General features: G+C 57.3%; 22 protein-coding genes. 11 read left to right on the top strand and 11 right to left on the bottom strand.

The window, feature by feature from the left end; all coding sequences use genetic code 11:
* Nucleotides 1-10: 10 nt before the first annotated feature.
* Genes flgH through flgB form a run of 7 tightly spaced genes read right to left on the bottom strand, consistent with a single transcriptional unit; the run spans nt 11 to nt 5,183 of the window.
* Nucleotides 11-709 (bottom strand): flagellar basal body L-ring protein FlgH, encoded by a 699-nt coding sequence (flgH, locus tag ACOYA6_RS04410; protein ID WP_039028917.1) that lies wholly within the window; start codon nt 707-709, stop codon nt 11-13.
* Between the two features lie 57 nt (nt 710-766).
* Nucleotides 767-1,549 carry a flagellar basal-body rod protein FlgG gene (gene flgG / locus ACOYA6_RS04405; protein WP_039028916.1) on the bottom strand — a complete coding sequence of 261 codons (783 nt, stop codon included), beginning with the start codon at nt 1,547-1,549 and terminating at the stop codon, nt 767-769.
* An 11-nt stretch (nt 1,550-1,560) separates the two neighbouring features.
* On the bottom strand, nt 1,561-2,316 hold the full coding sequence (locus ACOYA6_RS04400; protein WP_039028915.1) for a flagellar basal body rod protein FlgF: 756 nt from the start codon (nt 2,314-2,316) through the stop codon (nt 1,561-1,563).
* A 20-nt stretch (nt 2,317-2,336) separates the two neighbouring features.
* The gene (flgE, locus tag ACOYA6_RS04395; protein ID WP_039028914.1) at nt 2,337-3,617 is read right to left on the bottom strand and encodes a flagellar hook protein FlgE; all 1,281 of its coding nucleotides are present in this window, start codon (nt 3,615-3,617) and stop codon (nt 2,337-2,339) included.
* Between the two features lie 26 nt (nt 3,618-3,643).
* Entirely contained in the window at nt 3,644-4,348 is a 705-nt protein-coding gene (gene flgD, locus ACOYA6_RS04390; RefSeq protein WP_039028913.1) for a flagellar hook assembly protein FlgD, read from the bottom strand.
* Nucleotides 4,349-4,359: 11 nt separating this feature from the next.
* On the bottom strand, nt 4,360-4,764 hold the full coding sequence (gene flgC / locus ACOYA6_RS04385; protein ID WP_039028912.1) for a flagellar basal body rod protein FlgC: 405 nt from the start codon (nt 4,762-4,764) through the stop codon (nt 4,360-4,362).
* Between the two features lie 2 nt (nt 4,765-4,766).
* Nucleotides 4,767-5,183 carry a flagellar basal body rod protein FlgB gene (gene flgB, locus ACOYA6_RS04380; protein ID WP_039028911.1) on the bottom strand — a complete coding sequence of 139 codons (417 nt, stop codon included), beginning with the start codon at nt 5,181-5,183 and terminating at the stop codon, nt 4,767-4,769.
* Between the two features lie 160 nt (nt 5,184-5,343).
* Between flgB and flgA the strand changes: the two genes are divergently transcribed.
* From flgA to flgN, 3 genes are all read left to right on the top strand, one after another.
* Entirely contained in the window at nt 5,344-6,000 is a 657-nt protein-coding gene (flgA, locus tag ACOYA6_RS04375; RefSeq protein WP_039028910.1) for a flagellar basal body P-ring formation chaperone FlgA, read from the top strand.
* 93 nt (nt 6,001-6,093) lie between these two features.
* Nucleotides 6,094-6,381 carry a flagellar biosynthesis anti-sigma factor FlgM gene (flgM, locus tag ACOYA6_RS04370; protein WP_039028909.1) on the top strand — a complete coding sequence of 96 codons (288 nt, stop codon included), beginning with the start codon at nt 6,094-6,096 and terminating at the stop codon, nt 6,379-6,381.
* Nucleotides 6,382-6,388: 7 nt separating this feature from the next.
* Nucleotides 6,389-6,811, top strand: a complete 423-nt coding sequence (gene flgN / locus ACOYA6_RS04365) for a flagella biosynthesis chaperone FlgN (protein WP_039028908.1) — start codon at nt 6,389-6,391, stop codon at nt 6,809-6,811.
* A 49-nt stretch (nt 6,812-6,860) separates the two neighbouring features.
* On the opposite strand, the gene murJ is transcribed toward flgN, so the two are convergent.
* The 4 genes from murJ to rimJ all read right to left on the bottom strand — a co-directional run bounded on the left by murJ (nt 6,861) and on the right by rimJ (nt 10,719).
* Nucleotides 6,861-8,396, bottom strand: coding sequence for a murein biosynthesis integral membrane protein MurJ (gene murJ / locus ACOYA6_RS04360; protein WP_422654114.1), 1,536 nt, complete (start codon nt 8,394-8,396; stop codon nt 6,861-6,863).
* Between the two features lie 152 nt (nt 8,397-8,548).
* Entirely contained in the window at nt 8,549-9,472 is a 924-nt protein-coding gene (locus tag ACOYA6_RS04355) for a Gfo/Idh/MocA family protein (protein ID WP_422654113.1), read from the bottom strand.
* Between the two features lie 2 nt (nt 9,473-9,474).
* The gene (locus tag ACOYA6_RS04350) at nt 9,475-10,125 is read right to left on the bottom strand and encodes a YceH family protein (RefSeq protein WP_422654112.1); all 651 of its coding nucleotides are present in this window, start codon (nt 10,123-10,125) and stop codon (nt 9,475-9,477) included.
* A gap of 9 nt (nt 10,126-10,134) precedes the next feature.
* Nucleotides 10,135-10,719, bottom strand: a complete 585-nt coding sequence (gene rimJ / locus ACOYA6_RS04345) for a ribosomal protein S5-alanine N-acetyltransferase (protein WP_039028904.1) — start codon at nt 10,717-10,719, stop codon at nt 10,135-10,137.
* Nucleotides 10,720-11,077: 358 nt separating this feature from the next.
* Between rimJ and mdtH the strand changes: the two genes are divergently transcribed.
* The 8 genes from mdtH (at nt 11,078) to ACOYA6_RS04305 (ending at nt 17,204) form a co-directional block, all read left to right on the top strand.
* Nucleotides 11,078-12,286: a multidrug efflux MFS transporter MdtH gene (mdtH, locus tag ACOYA6_RS04340; protein WP_422654111.1), complete on the top strand. Its 1,209-nt coding sequence runs from the start codon at nt 11,078-11,080 to the stop codon at nt 12,284-12,286.
* A gap of 122 nt (nt 12,287-12,408) precedes the next feature.
* Nucleotides 12,409-12,969 (top strand): lipoprotein, encoded by a 561-nt coding sequence (locus ACOYA6_RS04335; RefSeq protein WP_039028902.1) that lies wholly within the window; start codon nt 12,409-12,411, stop codon nt 12,967-12,969.
* 109 nt (nt 12,970-13,078) lie between these two features.
* Complete coding sequence (gene pyrC, locus ACOYA6_RS04330) at nt 13,079-14,125, top strand: dihydroorotase (RefSeq protein WP_138368625.1); 1,047 nt, start codon at nt 13,079-13,081, stop codon at nt 14,123-14,125.
* 74 nt (nt 14,126-14,199) lie between these two features.
* Entirely contained in the window at nt 14,200-14,445 is a 246-nt protein-coding gene (gene dinI / locus ACOYA6_RS04325) for a DNA damage-inducible protein I (RefSeq protein ID WP_138368624.1), read from the top strand.
* Nucleotides 14,446-14,717: 272 nt separating this feature from the next.
* On the top strand, nt 14,718-14,972 hold the full coding sequence (bssS, locus tag ACOYA6_RS04320; protein ID WP_039032340.1) for a biofilm formation regulator BssS: 255 nt from the start codon (nt 14,718-14,720) through the stop codon (nt 14,970-14,972).
* A 116-nt stretch (nt 14,973-15,088) separates the two neighbouring features.
* Entirely contained in the window at nt 15,089-16,207 is a 1,119-nt protein-coding gene (solA, locus tag ACOYA6_RS04315; RefSeq protein ID WP_422654110.1) for an N-methyl-L-tryptophan oxidase, read from the top strand.
* A 56-nt stretch (nt 16,208-16,263) separates the two neighbouring features.
* Complete coding sequence (locus ACOYA6_RS04310) at nt 16,264-16,377, top strand: DUF2770 family protein (protein WP_072036751.1); 114 nt, start codon at nt 16,264-16,266, stop codon at nt 16,375-16,377.
* 260 nt (nt 16,378-16,637) lie between these two features.
* Entirely contained in the window at nt 16,638-17,204 is a 567-nt protein-coding gene (locus ACOYA6_RS04305) for a cytochrome b (RefSeq protein ID WP_138368621.1), read from the top strand.

Here is a 17,204-nt window from a genome sequence, read left to right as displayed (position 1 = left end):
GTCACCTCGATTACATCGGTGAGAGGTTAAGGAAGAAGCGCTGCAACCAGCCCATATTCTGCGCTTCGTTGATGTAGCCGTTGCCGACATACTCAATGCGCGCATCGGCCACCTGAGTGGACGGTACGGTGTTGGAGCCGCTGATGGTGCGAGGGTTAACCACACCGGAGAAGCGAATGAACTCAGTGCCCTGGTTGATGGCGATCTGTTTTTCACCCACGACATGTAAATTGCCGTTCGCCAGCACCTGGTCGACGGTGACCGTCAGGGTGCCGCTAAAGGTGTTGCTGGCATTGGCGCCGCCTTTTCCGTTAAAGGAGTTGCCGCCAGACGCCTCGGCATCGGCACGCGCGTTACCGAAGAGGCCTTCGAGGTAGCGTGGCACGGTGTCGAAGCCAAAATTAGTCTTCCCGTCGCGGCTGGCATTCGCCGACGAGCTCTTACTGGCGCTGACGTTTTCCTGCAGCTGGATGGTCAGCGTATCGCCGATATTACGTGGGCGACGGTCTTCAAACAGCGGCTGATAACCGTAGTTAATCGGCTGCGCGGTCTGGAAAATTGAGCCATTCACTACCGGGGTCGGGCCAGGAATGGGTTGGGCGGAAGTCGCACCCTGCACCAACGGTTGAGACGGAACCCAGGCGCAACCGCTGAGGGTAACGGCCAGGAGAGTCACTATCGGATAACGAATCGCCGCGTGTTTTTGCATTGCCTTCATCTTCGAAAACAGGGAGCCGGTGCGGCGCGAACCGCACCGGACTACACCTTAGAGTTGCGTCAGTTTCTGCAGCATCTGGTCGGTCGTCGACACTGCTTTACTGTTAATTTCGTACGCGCGTTGCACCTGGATCATATTTACCAGCTCTTCCGCGACGTTGACGTTTGAGGTTTCCACATACCCCTGATACAGCAGACCTGAACCGTTCAGACCCGGCGTGCTCTCGTTCGGCGCACCGGAGGACTGGGTTTCGATGTACAGGTTCTCACCGATGCTTTCCAGACCGGTGTCGTTCATGAAGGTGGTCAGGTTAAGCTGGCCAACCTGCACCGGCGCGGCCTGGCCCTGCTGGGTCACGCTCACGATCCCGTCACGCCCGATGGTGATGCTCAGGGCGTTCGCCGGAATGGTGATCGCCGGTTGCACCTGGAAACCGCCTGCGGTCACCAGTTGGCCGTTCTGATCCACCTGGAACGAACCGTCACGGGTGTAGCCAGAGGTGCCGTCCGGGAGCTGAACCTGGAAGAAGCCCTGGCCTTTGATCGCCACGTCTTTGCTGTTGTTGGTCTGGGACAGGTTGCCCTGGCTGTGCAGACGCTCGGTCGCCACCGGGCGAACACCGGTACCGATCTGCAGGCCGGAAGGCAGCGTGGTCTGTTCAGACGACTGCGCCCCTGGCTGGCGGATGGTTTGATAAAGCAAATCTTCGAAAACGGCACGCTGGCGCTTAAACCCGTTGGTGCTGACGTTCGCCAGGTTGTTGGCGATGACGTCCATATTGGTTTGCTGCGCGTCGAGACCCGTTTTCGCGATCCATAAAGAACTGATCATAAGAAGTCCTGTTAACTCATTGACAGCAGTTGGTTGGCGCGACCGGCGTTTTCATCAACGCTGGAGATCACCTTCATCTGCATTTCAAAACGGCGTGCGCTGGCGATCATGTCGGTCATCGCGGCCACCGGCTTAACGTTACTGCCTTCCAGCACGCCAGACATGACGCGAATGCTCGGGTCGGCCTGCAACGTCGGGCCACGGGTAGCCTGCGCCGCCTGGGTCAGACGGAACATGCCGTCGTCGCCACGCTGCACTTCGAAACCTTCGGCTTTTACCAGCTTCAGGCGGCCAACCGGGGCCACGGTGTTCGGCGGATCGCCCGGGTTCAGGGCGGAGATGGTGCCGTCTGCCGCGATGGTGATCTCCGAGCCTTCCGGCACGGTGATCGGGCCGCCTTCACCAATAACCGGACGCCCCTGGATGGTCAGTTGCCCGACCGAATCCACCTGGATGTTCCCGTTACGGGTGTAGCCTTCGCCGCCGTCGGCGGTCTCAACCGCCAGCCAGCCGTCCTGCTGCAGCGCCACGTCGAGCGGGCGCGAGGTGTAATCCATCTGCCCCGGCGTCATATCGGCGCCAGGAGTGGACGCCGTCACCAGCGTACGCGTTGGCAGGGAGAGCCCTTCCACCGGCACGGCGCGCATGGCGTTCAGCTGCGCACGAAAACCCGGCGTGGAGGCGTTCGCCAGGTTACTGGCGGTCACGGCCTGCTGATTAAGCGTCTGACTGGCCGCGCCCATCGCGGTATATATTGCGTGATCCATTAAGCTATCCCGTCAGCCACTTAGCGGAGGTTAACCAGCGTGTTGAGGATCTGATCCTGGGTTTTGATGGTCTGCGCGTTCGACTGGTAGTTACGCTGCGCGACGATCATATTGACCAGCTCTTTACTCAGGTCGACGTTGGAGGCTTCCAGCGCGCCGTTGGTCAGGGTACCGAAGTTACCGGAACCGGCGGTGCCCAGCAGCGCCACGCCTGAGGACTGCGTGGCAGACCAGACGTTGTTACCTTCGGACTGCAGACCTTCGTTGTTGGCGAAGTTCGCCAGCACGATCTGACCCAGAACCTGGTTCTGTTCGTTGGAGTAGTTGCCCACAACAGTGCCGTCATCGTTGATCTGATAGCTCACCAGATCGCCCGGCTTGTAGCCGTTCTGGTTGGTGGCCACGATGTTGTTCGCCCCGGTGTTCTGCTGCATGGAGTTCAGGAAGCTCAGGGAGAAGGTCACCGGCAGCGCGCCGCTCAGCGGATCGGTAGTCACGTTGATAGACGCGTTGGCATTTGCCGTGGCGCTCATCGTCCAGGTTTCCGGCGTGGTGCCCATGGCGGTGTAGTTATAAACGCCTTCCAGGTTACCGTTGCTGTCGAAGCTCATCTGGGCAGATTTGGTGATCTTGCCGTTCGCCACGCTGCCATCCTGTGAATAGACATCCCACTTGTTGTCTGCCGTTTTCACGTAGTAGACATACATGTTGTGGGCATTACCCTGGTTGTCATAAACGGTGATGGTGCCTTTCTTGTTGTAGCTGTCTGAATCCGGGTTGGCGTTGGTCACGTCAAACGCAATGGTCGGCACGCTGTCCGTAGAGTTCAGGTTGATCTGCTGGGCCGCGGTGCTGGTCGCTTTTGCCGACATCAGGTTGTTTGGAATGGTGATCGGCTGCGGGTTCGCGCCGGTCTGTACCGTTGGCGGGGTGCCGCCAGCCGGATAACCCGTTACCTGCAGACCCTGCATGTTCACCAGGTTGCGGTTTTCGTCCAGGCTGAACTGGCCGTTACGGCTGTAATAGACGGAACCGTTGCTGTCGAGCATACGGAAGAAACCGTTCTGGCTGATCGCGACGTCCAGACCACGGCCGGTGTTGGTGGTGGTACCATCAGCGAAGTCCTGGGTGATACCAGCAACTTTTACGCCCAGACCCACTTTGGAGCCGGCGAACATGTCTGCGAACGACGCGCTACCGGACTTAAAGCCATAGGTCGCGGAGTTGGCAATGTTGTTACCAATGACGTCGAGGTTAGTGGCTGCAGCATTCAGGCCGCTGACCGCTTGTGAAAAGGCCATTTGTTACTCCTGATAAGGGTTAAGGCTTAAATAATCTGCCGAACTTCGTCGAGCGTAGTTGTACCGTAAGTCCCGAGATCCAGCGTGTTACCGCTGCTGCTGCGGATCACGCCCTGCACCATTGCGAACTGCAGCGGCTGGGCCACCAGCTGCGTGCTGCCGCTGCTGGCGGAAATTGCCACGTTATAAGAACCGTTTGGCGCACTGCTGCCATCGGTCATCGTGCCGTCCCAGGTAAAGGTGTGAACACCGGCTTTCAGTTCGCCGATATCAATAGTGCGAACCACCGCACCGTTCTTGTCGGTGATGGTGGCGGTCACTTTGTCGGCGCTCTGCTGCAGCTCAACGCCAAACGGCGTGGTGGAGGTGGTGCTGGTGCCGTCGGTGGTGCTGCTGCCCGCCAGAACGGTGGTTCCCGGGATCATCACGCCATGACCAATCAGGGTGCTGGCCTGCATCGACTGGCTGCTGTCGATCTGCCCGGAAATGGAACCCAGGGTGGTGTTGAGCTTCTCGATGCCGCTTACCGTACTGATCTGCGCAAGCTGCGTGGTCAGTTCGTTGTTCTGCATCGGGTTGGTCGGGTCCTGGTTTTTCAGCTGCGCAACCAGCAGCGTCAGAAAGCTGCTTTGCAGATCGGAAGCGTTGCTTCCGGTCAGTGAGCTGCTGCCCGTGGTGCCGGAGACACCCGTAGTCGCTGACCTGTCATTTACATTAACGGCAATAGACATTGATCTCTCCTTTACTGGCCCAGAGTGAGCGTTTTAAGCATCATGCTCTTCACGGTGTTCAGCACTTCAACGTTGGCCTGGTAGCTGCGGGACGCTGACATGGTGTTCACCATCTCGCCGACCACATCCACGTTCGGCATCTTGACGTAGCCATTGGCGTCAGCCAGCGGATTGCCCGGCTCGTACACCAGTTTGTCCGGTGCCTGGCTCTCAATCACACTGGCGACTTTTACCCCGCCGGTTTGTGCACCCGGTGCAGCATCCACCTGAAACACAACCTGTTTGGCGCGGTAGGGTTGCCCGTCCGGGCCGGCCACGCTGTCGGCGTTCGCCATGTTACTGGCGGCCACGTTCAGACGTTTGGATTGCGCGGTCAGCGCTGAACCCGCGATATCAAAGATATTGAGTAAGGCCATTATTAGTTGCCTCCTTGCAGTACATTCATCATGCCTTTAATCTGCCCGCCGAGAACGGTCAGTCCCATCTGGTACTTCAGGCTGTTATCGGCGAACTGCGTACGCTCGCGGTCCATATCAACAGTGTTGCCGTCCAGGGATGGCTGATCGGGAACGCGATAAAGTAAATCGATATTCGGGGTGGTCACGGTCTCTGCGGGAATGTGGCGTGCAGAGGTCAGCGCGAGGGCGACACCGCTATTTTCGGCCCGGCCGCGCTCCATCACTTTCTTTAATTCACTGGAAAAATCGATATCACGCGCCTGAAACCCGGGGGTATCAGCGTTTGCGATATTGGCGGCCAGAATCTCCTGACGCTGGGCGCGTAAGTTGAGCGCTTCCTGCTGAAAACGTAGCGCGGCGTCGAGTTTATCGAGCATGTCTCCTCCGCTGATGGCAAAATTTCAGTGGATAGCTTAAATCTCACCCCATCTCCTTCATCGACGGAATAAGCGCAAAATGCGTCGCTATTTATTGCGTTGATGCCAATGCGCTACAGGTAGAATTCTGCTCATCATTAAACCGACGGTAACTGGCGATATGGCATTCAAACGTGGTGTGACCGCAACCCTGCTCCTGTGGAGCGCCCTTTCGCAGGCACAGGATCTCGATGCCCAACTGACGGCGTTCTTTGCCCAGCGGCTGGCGGGATTTAGCGATGAGGTTTCGGTGCAGGTCCGCACGCCAGACAACATGCGTCCCTCCTGCGAGACGCCTGAATTCAGCGCCCCCGGCAACACAAAGCTGTGGGGCAACGTCAGCGTCAGGGCACAATGTGGCAATGAAAAACGGTTTATTCAGGTTGCAGTTCAGGCGACGGGCGATTATGTTGTCGCGTCCCGGAGCATCCCCCGGGGGGCCGCCCTGCAGCCGGGCAGCGTTACGCTGAAGCGCGGCAGGCTGGATCAGCTTCCACCGCGGGCTATTCTGGATATAAACCAGGTGCAAAATGCCGTCACGCTGCGGGATCTGGTGCCAGGACAGCCGTTACAGCTGTCGATGCTGCGCCAGTCCTGGCGAATCAAAGCCGGGCAGCGGGTGATGGTGATTGCCAGCGGCGACGGCTTTAGCGTCAACGGTGAAGGCCAGGCGCTGAACAATGCCGCGGTCGCGCAGAATGCACGGGTCAGGATGACATCGGGCCAGGTGGTAAGCGGAACCGTCGATACGGATGGGAATATTCTGATTAACCTATAATCTTTTTAAAGATTATGCGGCGGCTGCCGATAAATAAGTAACAAATGATGATGTCAGGCGCCAACGCCGCGAACCCTCGATGAGGACAACATAATGAGCATTGATCGTACATCGCCCCTGAAGCCGGTTAGCCCTGTACAACCGCGCGAGCTGAATGACACTGCCACTGCAAAGACTCGCCCGCAGAAATCGGCGACCGCCAACAGCACCAGCGTCACGCTGAGCGATGCCCAGGCGAAACTGATGCAGCCTGGTAGCAACGATATCAACATGGAACGCGTTGAAGCGCTGAAAACCGCCATCCGTAATGGCGAGCTAAAAATGGATACCAGTAAAATCGCTGATGCGCTGATCCAGGATGCGCAAAGTTTCTTAGAGTAATCACCGTATGAGTCGTCTGACGGAAATAATGGATCAAATGACGGTCGTGCTGAACGACCTGAAAACGGTGATGGACGCCGAACAACAGCAGCTCTCTGCCGGGAATGTTCACGGCAGCGCGCTGCAGCGCATTACAGAAGACAAAAGCTCTTTGCTGGCCACGCTGGACTACCTTGAACAGCAGCGACGCGGCGAGCAATCCGCGCGCCACAGTGCAAATGATGATGTCGTCGATCGCTGGCAAACTATTACTGAAAAAACGCAGCATCTGCGCGATCTGAATCAGCACAACGGATGGTTACTTGAGGGTCAAATCCTTCGCAACCAGCAGGCGCTTGAGGTGCTTAAGCCGCATCAGGAGACAGGACTGTATGGCGCCGATGGCCAGACAGCCAGCTCACGCACCGGCGGGAAGAAATTTTCGATTTAATCAGGCGATAGCCAAAAAAAGGGGAGCACCGACAGGCGCTCCCCTTTTTTTACGCCGTGCGGCGGGCGAACTCTTTAACCTTAAAGCCTAGCACCGCGAGGGTGGCGAAGTACGCCACCACACCCACCACGACCACCGCCATCAGGCGCAGCAGACGGTACGGCATGGTGCCCAGCGCCCAGTCCGGCATAACGTACAGCATCCCCACCAGCGCCGCCGCCATCACCAGCACGGCAATCACCAGACGCAACAGGAAGCTCGCCCAGCCCGGCTGCGGGGTGAAGATCTGCTGCTTGCGCAGCTGCCAGTAGAGCAGCCCGGCATTGAGACAGGCTGCGAGACCGATGGACAACGACAGACCGGCATGCTTCAGCGGGCCGATAAACGCCAGGTTCATCACCTGGGTCATGATCAGCGTCACGATGGCGATTTTCACCGGCGTTTTGATGTCCTGACGTGAGTAGAAGCCCGGGGCCAGCACTTTCACCACGATCAGTCCCATCAAGCCCACCGAATAGGCGACCAGCGCCCGCTGGGTCATCGCTGCATCAAAAGCGGTAAATTTTCCGTACTGGAACAGGGAGACGGTGAGCGGTTTGGCGAGGATCCCCAGCGCCACCGCGCTTGGCAGCGCCAGCAGGAAGCAGAGGCGTAACCCCCAGTCCATCAGGCGGCAGTACTCATCATGGTTGCCGCTGGCGAAACTGCGGGAGAGCGAAGGCAGCAAAATGGTCCCCAGCGCCACACCCAGCACCCCGGACGGAAACTCCATCAGGCGGTCGGCGTAGTACATCCAGGAAACCGACCCGGAGACGAGGAACGAGGCAAAGATGGTGTTGATGATCAGCGAGATCTGGCTTACCGACACGCCGAGGATCGCCGGTCCCATCTGCTTAACCACCCGCATCGCCCCGGCATCGCGCAGGTTAATGCGCGGCAGCACCAGCATGCCGATTTTCTTCAGGTGCGGCAGCTGATACGCCAGCTGCAGAACCCCACCCACCGTCACCGCCCACGCCAGCGCCAGGACCGGCGGATGGAAGTGCGGCGCGGCAAAGAGCGCAAAGCCGATCATGCTGACGTTCAGAAACGTCGGCGCAAACGCCGGGGCCGAGAAGCGGTTCCAGGTGTTGAGAATGGCCCCAACCAGCGACGCCAGCGAGATCAGCAGAATATAAGGAAAGGTGATGCGCAGCAGCTGCGAGGTCAGGGCGAACTTGTCGGCGGTATCGGCAAAGCCGGGGGCGGTGACCATGATCACCCAGGGCGCCGCCAGCATCCCGATCACCGTAACGATCGCCAGGGCGAGGGTCAACAGTCCTGAGACGTAGGAGACAAACACCTTAGTCGCATCTTCCCCTTGCTTGCTTTTGTACTCCGCCAGAATGGGAACGAAAGCCTGAGAAAACGCCCCTTCAGCAAAGATACGGCGCAGCAGGTTAGGCAGTTTAAAAGCAACAAAAAAGGCGTCAGTCGCCATTCCTGCGCCAAACACCCGCGCCACAATGGCGTCGCGCGCAAAGCCCAGCACGCGCGAAAACATGGTCATCGAGCTGACGGCGGCCAGCGATTTTAATAGGTTCATTAACGTGAATTTCCACTACCAGACGGCAAAACGCCTGCAAAGCAGGCGTGATTCTCGCCGGGAGGCGCTGCGCTTACCCGGCCTGCAAGACAATAAACGCGCCTAGTCTACTCGTAAAAACGCGAATTGCTATGGGCAGATGTTACAGCGGGTTATTCGCTCATGGCATCGCGCCAGAGCTTCTCCACGATGCGCTGGGCGCGGATCGCCTGTTCGCCCGAGGTTTCAGGAACCGTCTGATTTTGCACGCATTCGATAAAGTGACGCGCGCAGCCGGCAAAACCGCGCTGCTCCAGGGTGCTTTGCCAGCCCGGTATCGCCGGCGTGACAACGCCCGCTCCCCGCTCTTCGCGCCATTCGCGCATGTCGGTCACGTCCAGCAGCGCCCCGTCCGTTACCGCCTGGATCCACTCCCGCTGGCTCCCTGCCCGGCGGTGCATGGAGGTGGTTACCTGCAGCGTGCCCGTACTGAAATGGTGCTCGGCATAGACCATCTCCCCCTGCTCATTGGTTAGCAGGGTACCGCCGGTCAGTTGCGCGTTATCCCCCGCCAGCCACAGGGCGGTGTCCACCACGTGCAGATAGTCATCGAGAAGGGTAAAACGCAGATCGTTGGGCCCGATGCTGTCGGCGCGATGCTTGTCCATCCGCAGCGATGCCGCACCGTTCAGCTGGGTTTTGAGCTGCTGGTAGAGAGGCGCAAAGCGGCGGTTAAAGCCGACCATCAGGGTCAGTTTTTTCTGCGCGGCGAGGTCGATCAGCCGCTCGGCGTCGGCCAGATTGTCCGCCAGCGGTTTATCGACACAGACATGTACCCCGGCATGCAGCAGCTCGCTGACCACCTGATAGTGGGTGGCGGTGGAGGTATGGACAAAGACCGCATCACAGGCGCGGGCCAGCTCCTGCAACGATTCGTAGTAAGGCATGCGTACCGACTCGCAGATCCGCAAAGCCTTATCCCGGGACGGCGACCAGGCGCCCTGCAACGTCCAGTCTGACGCGGCGCTCAGCACCGGCAGCCAGGCTTTCTGGGCGATACCGCCCAGCCCTACCACGCCCACTCGTAATTTTGTCACCGTTAATCTCCCAGATGTGCCAGCAGCGAATCGAGGCGCTGCTTAAGTTCTTCAACTTCATTTTCCAGCGCTTCCACGCGGGCCAGTAAGGTTTCGTCGGTTGCCGGCGCCACGGCTTCCACCGCCGCGACGACGGTTTCAACCTCACCGCTGAAGAGATGCATATAGCGGCTTTCACGCTTGCCGGGCTCGCGCGCCAGACGCAGGACAAACGGGCCATCCTCCCGGGCGGCCAGCCCTTCGAGAGTCTGCTCCACTTCCTGCATATCGGCGAACTCATGCATGCGCGCGGCGCGGGTGCGCAGCTCACCCGGCGTCTGGGCGCCCCGCAGCAGCAGGGCCGCGACGATCGCCACTTCGGCGGCGCTCAGCTTCAGGGCACCAAACTCGGAGTTGCAAAAACGCTGTTCATATTTGGTCACGCGATTGCCAAAACCGCTGACGGTGCGCAGGTAGTGGCGTTTGACCAGCGCATCGAGCTGATCCTGCACCTCATGCTCGGCCAGGTTCATCACCGGTTCACGGTTGGTCTTCTGGTTGCAGGCCAGGGTGACGGCATTCACCGAGAGCGGATACTGTTCCGGGGTGGTGACCTGCTTCTCCAGCAGGCAGCCGATGACGCGCGCTTCTGTGGCGGTTAATTGATATTTCATCTCTGTTCCTTAGCGCCCCGCGCTCCACTCTTTGGTTGTCAGCGCCGTCAGGACATGATCGCGCCATTCGCCGTCAATCAGCAGGTAGTCTTTGGCGTAGCCCTCTTTCTCAAATCCGAGGCGCGCCAGCAGATCGCCGCTGCGCTGATTGTGCGGCATATAGTTGGCCATAATGCGGTGCATATGTTGGGTGCGTTGCATATAGCGGATCGCCGAGGTCAGCGCCTCGAACATCAGCCCCTGCCCCTGCCATTTTTGTCCGATGGAGTAGCCCAGATAGCAGGCGTGAAACGAGCCCCGCACCACGTTAGAGAAGTTGGCGATACCGATAATCTCTTTTTCATCGGGATCCAGCAGGGCAAAATAGAACGCCGAGCCCTGCTTGTGAAACTCGGCAATCATGCTCAGCCGGGCCTGCCAGCCGGAGGGATAGCAGTGGCTCTCATCCCGTACGGGTTCCCAGGGTTTTAAAAACTGACGATTCTCAGCGTAGTAGTCCGCCAGCCGCCAGGCATCACGCTCATGCACGAGGCGAACCACCAGCCGGTCGGTCGTCAGGCGCACTTTCGGCACATTACTGCGATAGCCAAACATGGATACAACTCCTTCATGTTACAACCTTGACCCGTTAGCTTTACTATACCTGCGCCGCTGCCTTTCGGGAAAACAGTGACATACCATTTTGAAGACTTTTCACATTTTTCGATGAAAACCCTCAATCAAAGTACCCTTTTGATAAAAAAATATCGTCGCCTGCGCAGTGGGAAAAAACCGGCCGACACCGCAGAATATTAGCGCGCTCATTATCTTGATACCCTAAATAATTCGAGTTGCAGGAAGGCGGCGACGCAGCGAATCCCCAGGAGCTTACTCCGGTAAGTGACAGGGGTGAGCGAGGAGGCCAACGCACCGGCAACTTGAAGTATGACGGGTATCTTTCCCTGGAGGGGAAATGTCTCGTATATCACAGGCCCGGAGCCTGGGTAAATATTTCCTGCTTGTCGATAACATGCTGGTTGTCCTCGGCTTTTTCGTCGTTTTTCCGCTTATTTCGATTCGCTTTGTCGATCAGATGGGCTGGGCGGCATTAATGGTCGGCATTGCGCTGGGTCTGCGCCAGTTCGTACAGCAGGGGCTGGGGGTGTTTGGTGGGGCGATTGCCGACCGCTTTGGCGCTAAACCGATGATTGTTACCGGCATGCTGCTGCGGGCGGCGGGCTTTGCCACCATGGCGATCGCTCACGAGCCCTGGCTGCTGTGGGTCTCCTGTATCGTCTCAGGGCTTGGCGGCACCCTGTTCGACCCGCCGCGCACGGCGTTAGTTGTCAAACTGATCCGCCCTCAGCATCGCGGGCGCTTTTTCTCGCTGCTGATGATGCAGGACAGCGCCGGTGCGGTGGTGGGTGCGCTGCTGGGAAGCTGGCTGCTGCAGTATGATTTCCGTCTGGTCTGCGCCACCGGCGCGGTGCTGTTTATCCTTTGCGCGGCGTTCAATGCGTGGCTGCTGCCCGCGTGGAAACTCTCTACCGTCAAAGCACCGGTGCGGGAAGGGCTCGACCGCGTCTGGCGTGACAAACGCTTTATCACCTACGTCCTGACGCTGGCGGGCTATTACATGCTGGCGGTGCAGGTGATGCTGATGCTGCCGATCATGGTCAACGATATCGCTGGTTCTCCGGCGGCGGTAAAGTGGATGTACGCCATTGAGGCCTGCCTTTCCCTCACCCTGCTCTACCCTATCGCCCGCTGGAGCGAAAAACGCTTCCGCCTTGAGCACCGCCTGATGGCGGGGCTGCTGATCATGTCCCTGAGCATGTTGCCTGTCGGGATGGTGGGCTCGCTGCAGCAGCTGTTTATCCTGATCTGCACCTTCTACATCGGCTCAATCATTGCTGAGCCCGCCCGCGAAACCCTGAGCGCGCAGCTGGCGGACGCCCGTGCGCGGGGCAGCTATATGGGCTTTAGCCGTCTCGGGCTGGCGATTGGCGGCGCGCTGGGCTATGCCGGCGGCGGCTGGCTATTCGACGCCGGGAAGGCCTTCAACCAGCCTGAGCTGCCGTGGGTGATGCTGGCCCTTATCGGGGTGATGACCTTCTTCGCGCTGGGCTGGCAGTTCAGCCACAGACGCACAGCCCCAGGCATGCTGGAGCCCGGTGCCTGACCGAGTCTCAGGCACTATTCCTGTTCTTCGCCGTTATCAGTTTTTTCTGCTGGTCTGGCTGGCTGTCCCCTGACATACTTGCGCGTCAGGATTGAAGCGCTGACATCATGTCGAGGAAAACCATGAAAAAATTTGTTATTGCCACTGCGTTGATCGTCAGCGGCCTGCTGGTTGGTTGTAATCAGCTTACCCAGTACACCGTCAGTGAGCAGGAGATCAACCAGGCCCTGCAGAAGCGCAATAACTTTGCGAAAGATATTGGCGTTCCGGGCGTGGCCGATGCGCATATCGTCCTGACCAATCTTACCAGCCAGATTGGGCGTGAAGAGCCGAATAAAGTGATGCTCTCCGGCGATGCCAGCCTGGACATGACCTCGCTGTTCGGCAGCCAGAAAGCCAATATCAAGCTGAAGTTAAAAGCGCTGCCGGTCTTCAATAAAGAACAGGGCGCGATCTACCTGCAGCAGATGGAGATCGCCGACGCCGTCGTGTCGCCGGACAAGATGAAACCGGTCCTGCAAACGCTGATGCCGTACCTGAACCAGTCCCTGCAGAACTACTTTAATCGCCAGCCCGCTTACATTCTGAAAGAAGATAACAGCAAGGGTGAAGCGCTGGCGAAAAAATACGCGAAAGGCATCGAGGTGAAGCCGGGTGAGATTGTTATCCCCTTCGTCGATTAACCTCTGAGGCGCTCCGGCGCCTTTTTTTACAGAAAAGAGTGCAAACGAAAACGTTTCCCTCTATTCTTTGTGTCCGGCAAAAATCATCTCACCCAGCCGGAGCCTATCCATGACTGTACAATCCCAGGTTTTGAAAATCCGCCGCCCAGACGACTGGCATATCCATCTTCGCGATGGCGATATGCTGAAAACCGTCGTGCCGTATACCAGTGAAATTTATGGCCGCGCGATTGTCATGCCAAACCTGGTGCCGCCAGTCACCACGGTCGACGCGGCGATTGCCTATCGCCAGCGCATTCTTGATGCCGTGCCTGCCGGTCACGATTTTACCCCGCTGATGACCTGTTATCTGACCGACACGCTCGATCCTAATGAGATTGAACGCGGCTTTAACGAAGGGGTCTTTACCGCCGCCAAGCTCTATCCGGCCAACGCCACCACCAACTCCAGCCACGGTGTCACCAGCACTGATGCGATTATGCCGGTGCTGGAGCGCATGGAAAAACTGGGCATGCCGCTGCTGGTGCACGGCGAAGTGACCCATGCCGAGATCGACATTTTCGACCGCGAAGCGCGTTTTATTGAAACCGTGATGGAGCCGCTGCGCCAGCGTCTGCCGGGCCTGAAAGTGGTGTTTGAGCACATTACCACCAAAGACGCCGCGGAATACGTGCGCGATGGCAATGAGCTTCTGGCTGCCACCATCACCCCGCAGCACCTGATGTTCAACCGCAACCACATGCTGGTGGGCGGCGTGCGTCCTCACCTGTACTGCCTGCCGATCCTCAAACGCAACATTCACCAGCAGGCCCTGCGTGAGCTGGTCGCCAGCGGCTTTGAGCGCGCTTTCCTCGGTACAGACTCTGCGCCGCACGCCCGTCATCGCAAAGAGGCCAGCTGTGGCTGTGCAGGCTGCTTTAACGCCCCGACGGCCCTTGCCAGCTACGCCCAGGTGTTCGACGAGATGAACGCCCTGCAGCACTTTGAGGCGTTCTGTTCCCTGAACGGGCCGCGCTTCTACGGTCTGCCGGTGAACGAAACCTTCGTTGAACTGGTGCGCGAAGAGAGCAGTGTGGTGGAGTCGATCGCCCTGACCGACGACACGCTGATCCCGTTCCTCGCGGGCGAAACCGTTCAGTGGACGGTGAAACGTTAAAAATTGTTTGTCCCCTGTTGTAAGTTCAACGATATAACTGTATAAATAAACAGTATATTACACAGGGGGCAACTATGCGTATCGAAGTGACCATTGCCAGAACAACTGCTTTACCTGCCGGTGCGCTGGACGCGCTGGCGGGTGAACTCTCCCGCCGTATAAATCACTCCTTTCCCGAACGCGATGGTGCTGTCACCGTGCGTTATGCGGGGTCAAACAATCTGTCGGTAATCGGTGGCGCAAAAGAAGATAAAGAGCGCATCAGCGAAATTTTACAGGAAACCTGGGAGAGCGCTGACGACTGGTTTATTACCGATTAAATTTTCTCCTTCATTGTGTTTTTTTGCCGGGTCGCCCCGGCTTTTTTTCGTCTGATCAAGCCAGGCGCAAATAATCTGTTTGAGTCCATCAAAAATCATCAGCAAGGTGATGTTTTAATGTTCAAACAATCCTAAAAGCGATAAAAAAGTGGTGCTCCCTGTTTCTTTTTCCCTTCAGAAGCCTTATTTATTGATATACTGAAATTGCTTCAGAAAAACACGCATTGAACCTCACAGTCGTTGTCTTTTTAACACGTATTCAGGGGGTTATGATGGAAAAGAATAATGAAGTCATCCAGACACATCCACTTGTTGGCTGGGATATCAGCACTGTAGATAGCTACGACGCACTGATGCTGCGTTTGCATTACCAGACCCCAAATCACCCTGACACCGAAGAAGCGGAAGTTGGGCAGACCCTGTGGTTAACCACAGACGTCGCACGCCAGTTTATTTCTATTTTAGAAGCCGGTATTGCAAAAATAGAATCCAGTGACTACCAGGAAAATGAGTATAAGCGACATTAGTATAATGTCTGAATCTCACCCCAAAGGCACCTGACGGTGCCTCACTTATTTCTCCCTTGTATAACCGCCCTGTCTTAATTACCCTGCTAACCAACGAAACGCGTAAAGAGATCCCCATGAAATACGACCTTATTATTATTGGCAGCGGATCTGTCGGTGCAGCGGCAGGTTATTACGCAACCCGGGCAGGCCAGAATGTGCTGATGATCGATGCTCATATGCCGCCCCACACCGAAGGCAGCCATCACGGTGATACCCGTCTGATGCGCCACGCGTACGGTGAAGGTGAGCGCTATGTGCCGCTGGTTTTACGCGCGCAGGCGCTGTGGGATGAACTGGCGGAAATCAGCGGTGAGCCGGTCTTTGAACGCACGGGCGTGGTCAACCTCGGGCCGTCGGATTCACAGTTTCTGGCCACCGTGGAGCAAAGCGCCCGTCAGTTCAGCCTCAATCTCGAGCGCCTGGACGCCGCAGCCATCATGAAGCGCTGGCCTGAGATTAACGTCCCTGAGGATTACATCGGCCTGTTTGAAGCCGAATCGGGCGTACTGCGCAGCGAACTGGCGATTAAAACCTGGATTGCGCTGGCGAAAGAGGCCGGTTGCGCCCAGCTGTTTAACTGCCCGGTGACCGCCATTACCCACCATGACGACGGCGTCACCGTCGAAACGCCGGATGGCCCGTACAGCGCAAATCGCCTGCTGGTGAGCGCGGGGACCTGGGTTTCGCGTCTGGTGCCGGGTCTGCCGGTGCAGCCGGTGCGCAAAGTCTTCTCCTGGTTCCAGGCCGACGGCCGTTACAGCCACCAGAACCACTTCCCTGCTTTTACCGGCGAACTGCCGGACGGCGATCAGTTTTACGGCTTCCCGTCCGAGAAAGATGCCCTGAAGATTGGCAAACACAACGGCGGCCAGGTCATCAACTCGCCGGAAGAGCGCAAGCCGTTTGGCGCTTACCCTGGCGATGGTTCAGAAGCCTTTAAATTCCTGCGTAACGTCCTTCCCGGCATCGGCGGCCTGCTGCACGGCGCAGCCTGCACCTACGACAACACCCCGGATGAAGATTTCATCATTGATACCCTGCCAGGCCATGACAACACGCTGCTGATCACCGGTCTGAGCGGACACGGTTTCAAATTTGCCAGCGTGCTGGGTGAGATTGCGGCGCAATTCTCTTTGCAGATCGACGCGCCGTTTGATCTCACGCCTTTCTCCCTGTCGCGCTTTAGCCGATAATGCTGTCAGGCTTCGGGTTTCCGAAGCCTTTCATTCATCCTCTCATCGGTATCCTCATGCGTCGTATCGTTAATTATCTGGTCAATAATATTCGCGAGCATCTGATGCTCTATATTTTGCTGTGGTCGCTGCTGGCACTGCTGGATATTCTCTACATTGTCTTTTTCTGATGAAAAATACTGACAAAAATTGACATTTCTTCAGAAAACTATAATTTCACAATAAATTATTTGAACATAATAAAATCGTCACAGCCCGCCAAAATCAACCAAAACCATTAGCCATTAACAACAACATTGACTATAAACGTCAATTTTACTTCAAAATAACTGAACGAATAAAATTAATAATAAATATCTGTAAATATCATTTGCATTAATGTTTCCCCCACGCCATTTTTAGCGCTTGCTAATTAATAACGGTACTCACAATGCAGGTGCGTAATTCCCCCACACGCTATGGCGTTATTTCCATGAGTTTGCACTGGCTGATGGCTATTGCGGTTTATGGCATGTTTGGCCTGGGCCTCTGGATGGTGACCCTCAGCTATTACGACGGCTGGTATCACCAGGCACCGGAGCTGCATAAAAGCATCGGGTTTATGCTGATGCTGGCGCTGGTGGTGCGACTGCTGTGGCGCCGTTTCTCCCCTGTTCCTCCGGCGCTGAAGAGCCAGTCGCGCCTCACGCGTCTCAGCGCCGCCGCCGCCCATATCGCGCTGTACGCAATCTTGTTCGCCATTCTGATCAGCGGGTATTTGATTTCTACCGCCGACGGCAAACCGATCAGCGTCTTTGGCCTGTTTGACGTGCCCGCCCTGCTGGCCGATGCCGGCGCACAGGCCGATCTGGCCGGCACCGTGCATTTGTGGCTGGCATGGGGCGTGGTGAGCCTTTCCGTACTGCATGGTCTTGCCGCCATGAAACATCACTTTATCGACAAAGACGCCACCCTGACACGTATGTTGGGCAAAGCGTCACCTGACTCTGGAGCTTAA

This window comes from Leclercia barmai (genome assembly GCF_049312895.1).
GTDB lineage: Bacteria > Pseudomonadota > Gammaproteobacteria > Enterobacterales > Enterobacteriaceae > Enterobacter > Enterobacter barmai.
This window is presented reverse-complemented; position numbering and strand designations above follow the sequence as displayed.

Coding starts and splice junctions, on each gene's coding strand:
- flgH (WP_039028917.1), bottom strand. CDS start 709: ATGCAAAAACACGCGGCGATTCGTTATCCGATAGTGACTCTCCTGGCC.
- flgG (WP_039028916.1), bottom strand. CDS start 1,549: ATGATCAGTTCTTTATGGATCGCGAAAACGGGTCTCGACGCGCAGCAA.
- ACOYA6_RS04400 (WP_039028915.1), bottom strand. CDS start 2,316: ATGGATCACGCAATATATACCGCGATGGGCGCGGCCAGTCAGACGCTT.
- flgE (WP_039028914.1), bottom strand. CDS start 3,617: ATGGCCTTTTCACAAGCGGTCAGCGGCCTGAATGCTGCAGCCACTAAC.
- flgD (WP_039028913.1), bottom strand. CDS start 4,348: ATGTCTATTGCCGTTAATGTAAATGACAGGTCAGCGACTACGGGTGTC.
- flgC (WP_039028912.1), bottom strand. CDS start 4,764: ATGGCCTTACTCAATATCTTTGATATCGCGGGTTCAGCGCTGACCGCG.
- flgB (WP_039028911.1), bottom strand. CDS start 5,183: ATGCTCGATAAACTCGACGCCGCGCTACGTTTTCAGCAGGAAGCGCTC.
- flgA (WP_039028910.1), top strand. CDS start 5,344: ATGGCATTCAAACGTGGTGTGACCGCAACCCTGCTCCTGTGGAGCGCC.
- flgM (WP_039028909.1), top strand. CDS start 6,094: ATGAGCATTGATCGTACATCGCCCCTGAAGCCGGTTAGCCCTGTACAA.
- flgN (WP_039028908.1), top strand. CDS start 6,389: ATGAGTCGTCTGACGGAAATAATGGATCAAATGACGGTCGTGCTGAAC.
- murJ (WP_422654114.1), bottom strand. CDS start 8,396: ATGAACCTATTAAAATCGCTGGCCGCCGTCAGCTCGATGACCATGTTT.
- ACOYA6_RS04350 (WP_422654112.1), bottom strand. CDS start 10,125: ATGAAATATCAATTAACCGCCACAGAAGCGCGCGTCATCGGCTGCCTG.
- rimJ (WP_039028904.1), bottom strand. CDS start 10,719: ATGTTTGGCTATCGCAGTAATGTGCCGAAAGTGCGCCTGACGACCGAC.
- mdtH (WP_422654111.1), top strand. CDS start 11,078: ATGTCTCGTATATCACAGGCCCGGAGCCTGGGTAAATATTTCCTGCTT.
- ACOYA6_RS04335 (WP_039028902.1), top strand. CDS start 12,409: ATGAAAAAATTTGTTATTGCCACTGCGTTGATCGTCAGCGGCCTGCTG.
- pyrC (WP_138368625.1), top strand. CDS start 13,079: ATGACTGTACAATCCCAGGTTTTGAAAATCCGCCGCCCAGACGACTGG.
- dinI (WP_138368624.1), top strand. CDS start 14,200: ATGCGTATCGAAGTGACCATTGCCAGAACAACTGCTTTACCTGCCGGT.
- bssS (WP_039032340.1), top strand. CDS start 14,718: ATGGAAAAGAATAATGAAGTCATCCAGACACATCCACTTGTTGGCTGG.
- solA (WP_422654110.1), top strand. CDS start 15,089: ATGAAATACGACCTTATTATTATTGGCAGCGGATCTGTCGGTGCAGCG.
- ACOYA6_RS04310 (WP_072036751.1), top strand. CDS start 16,264: ATGCGTCGTATCGTTAATTATCTGGTCAATAATATTCGCGAGCATCTG.
- ACOYA6_RS04305 (WP_138368621.1), top strand. CDS start 16,638: ATGCAGGTGCGTAATTCCCCCACACGCTATGGCGTTATTTCCATGAGT.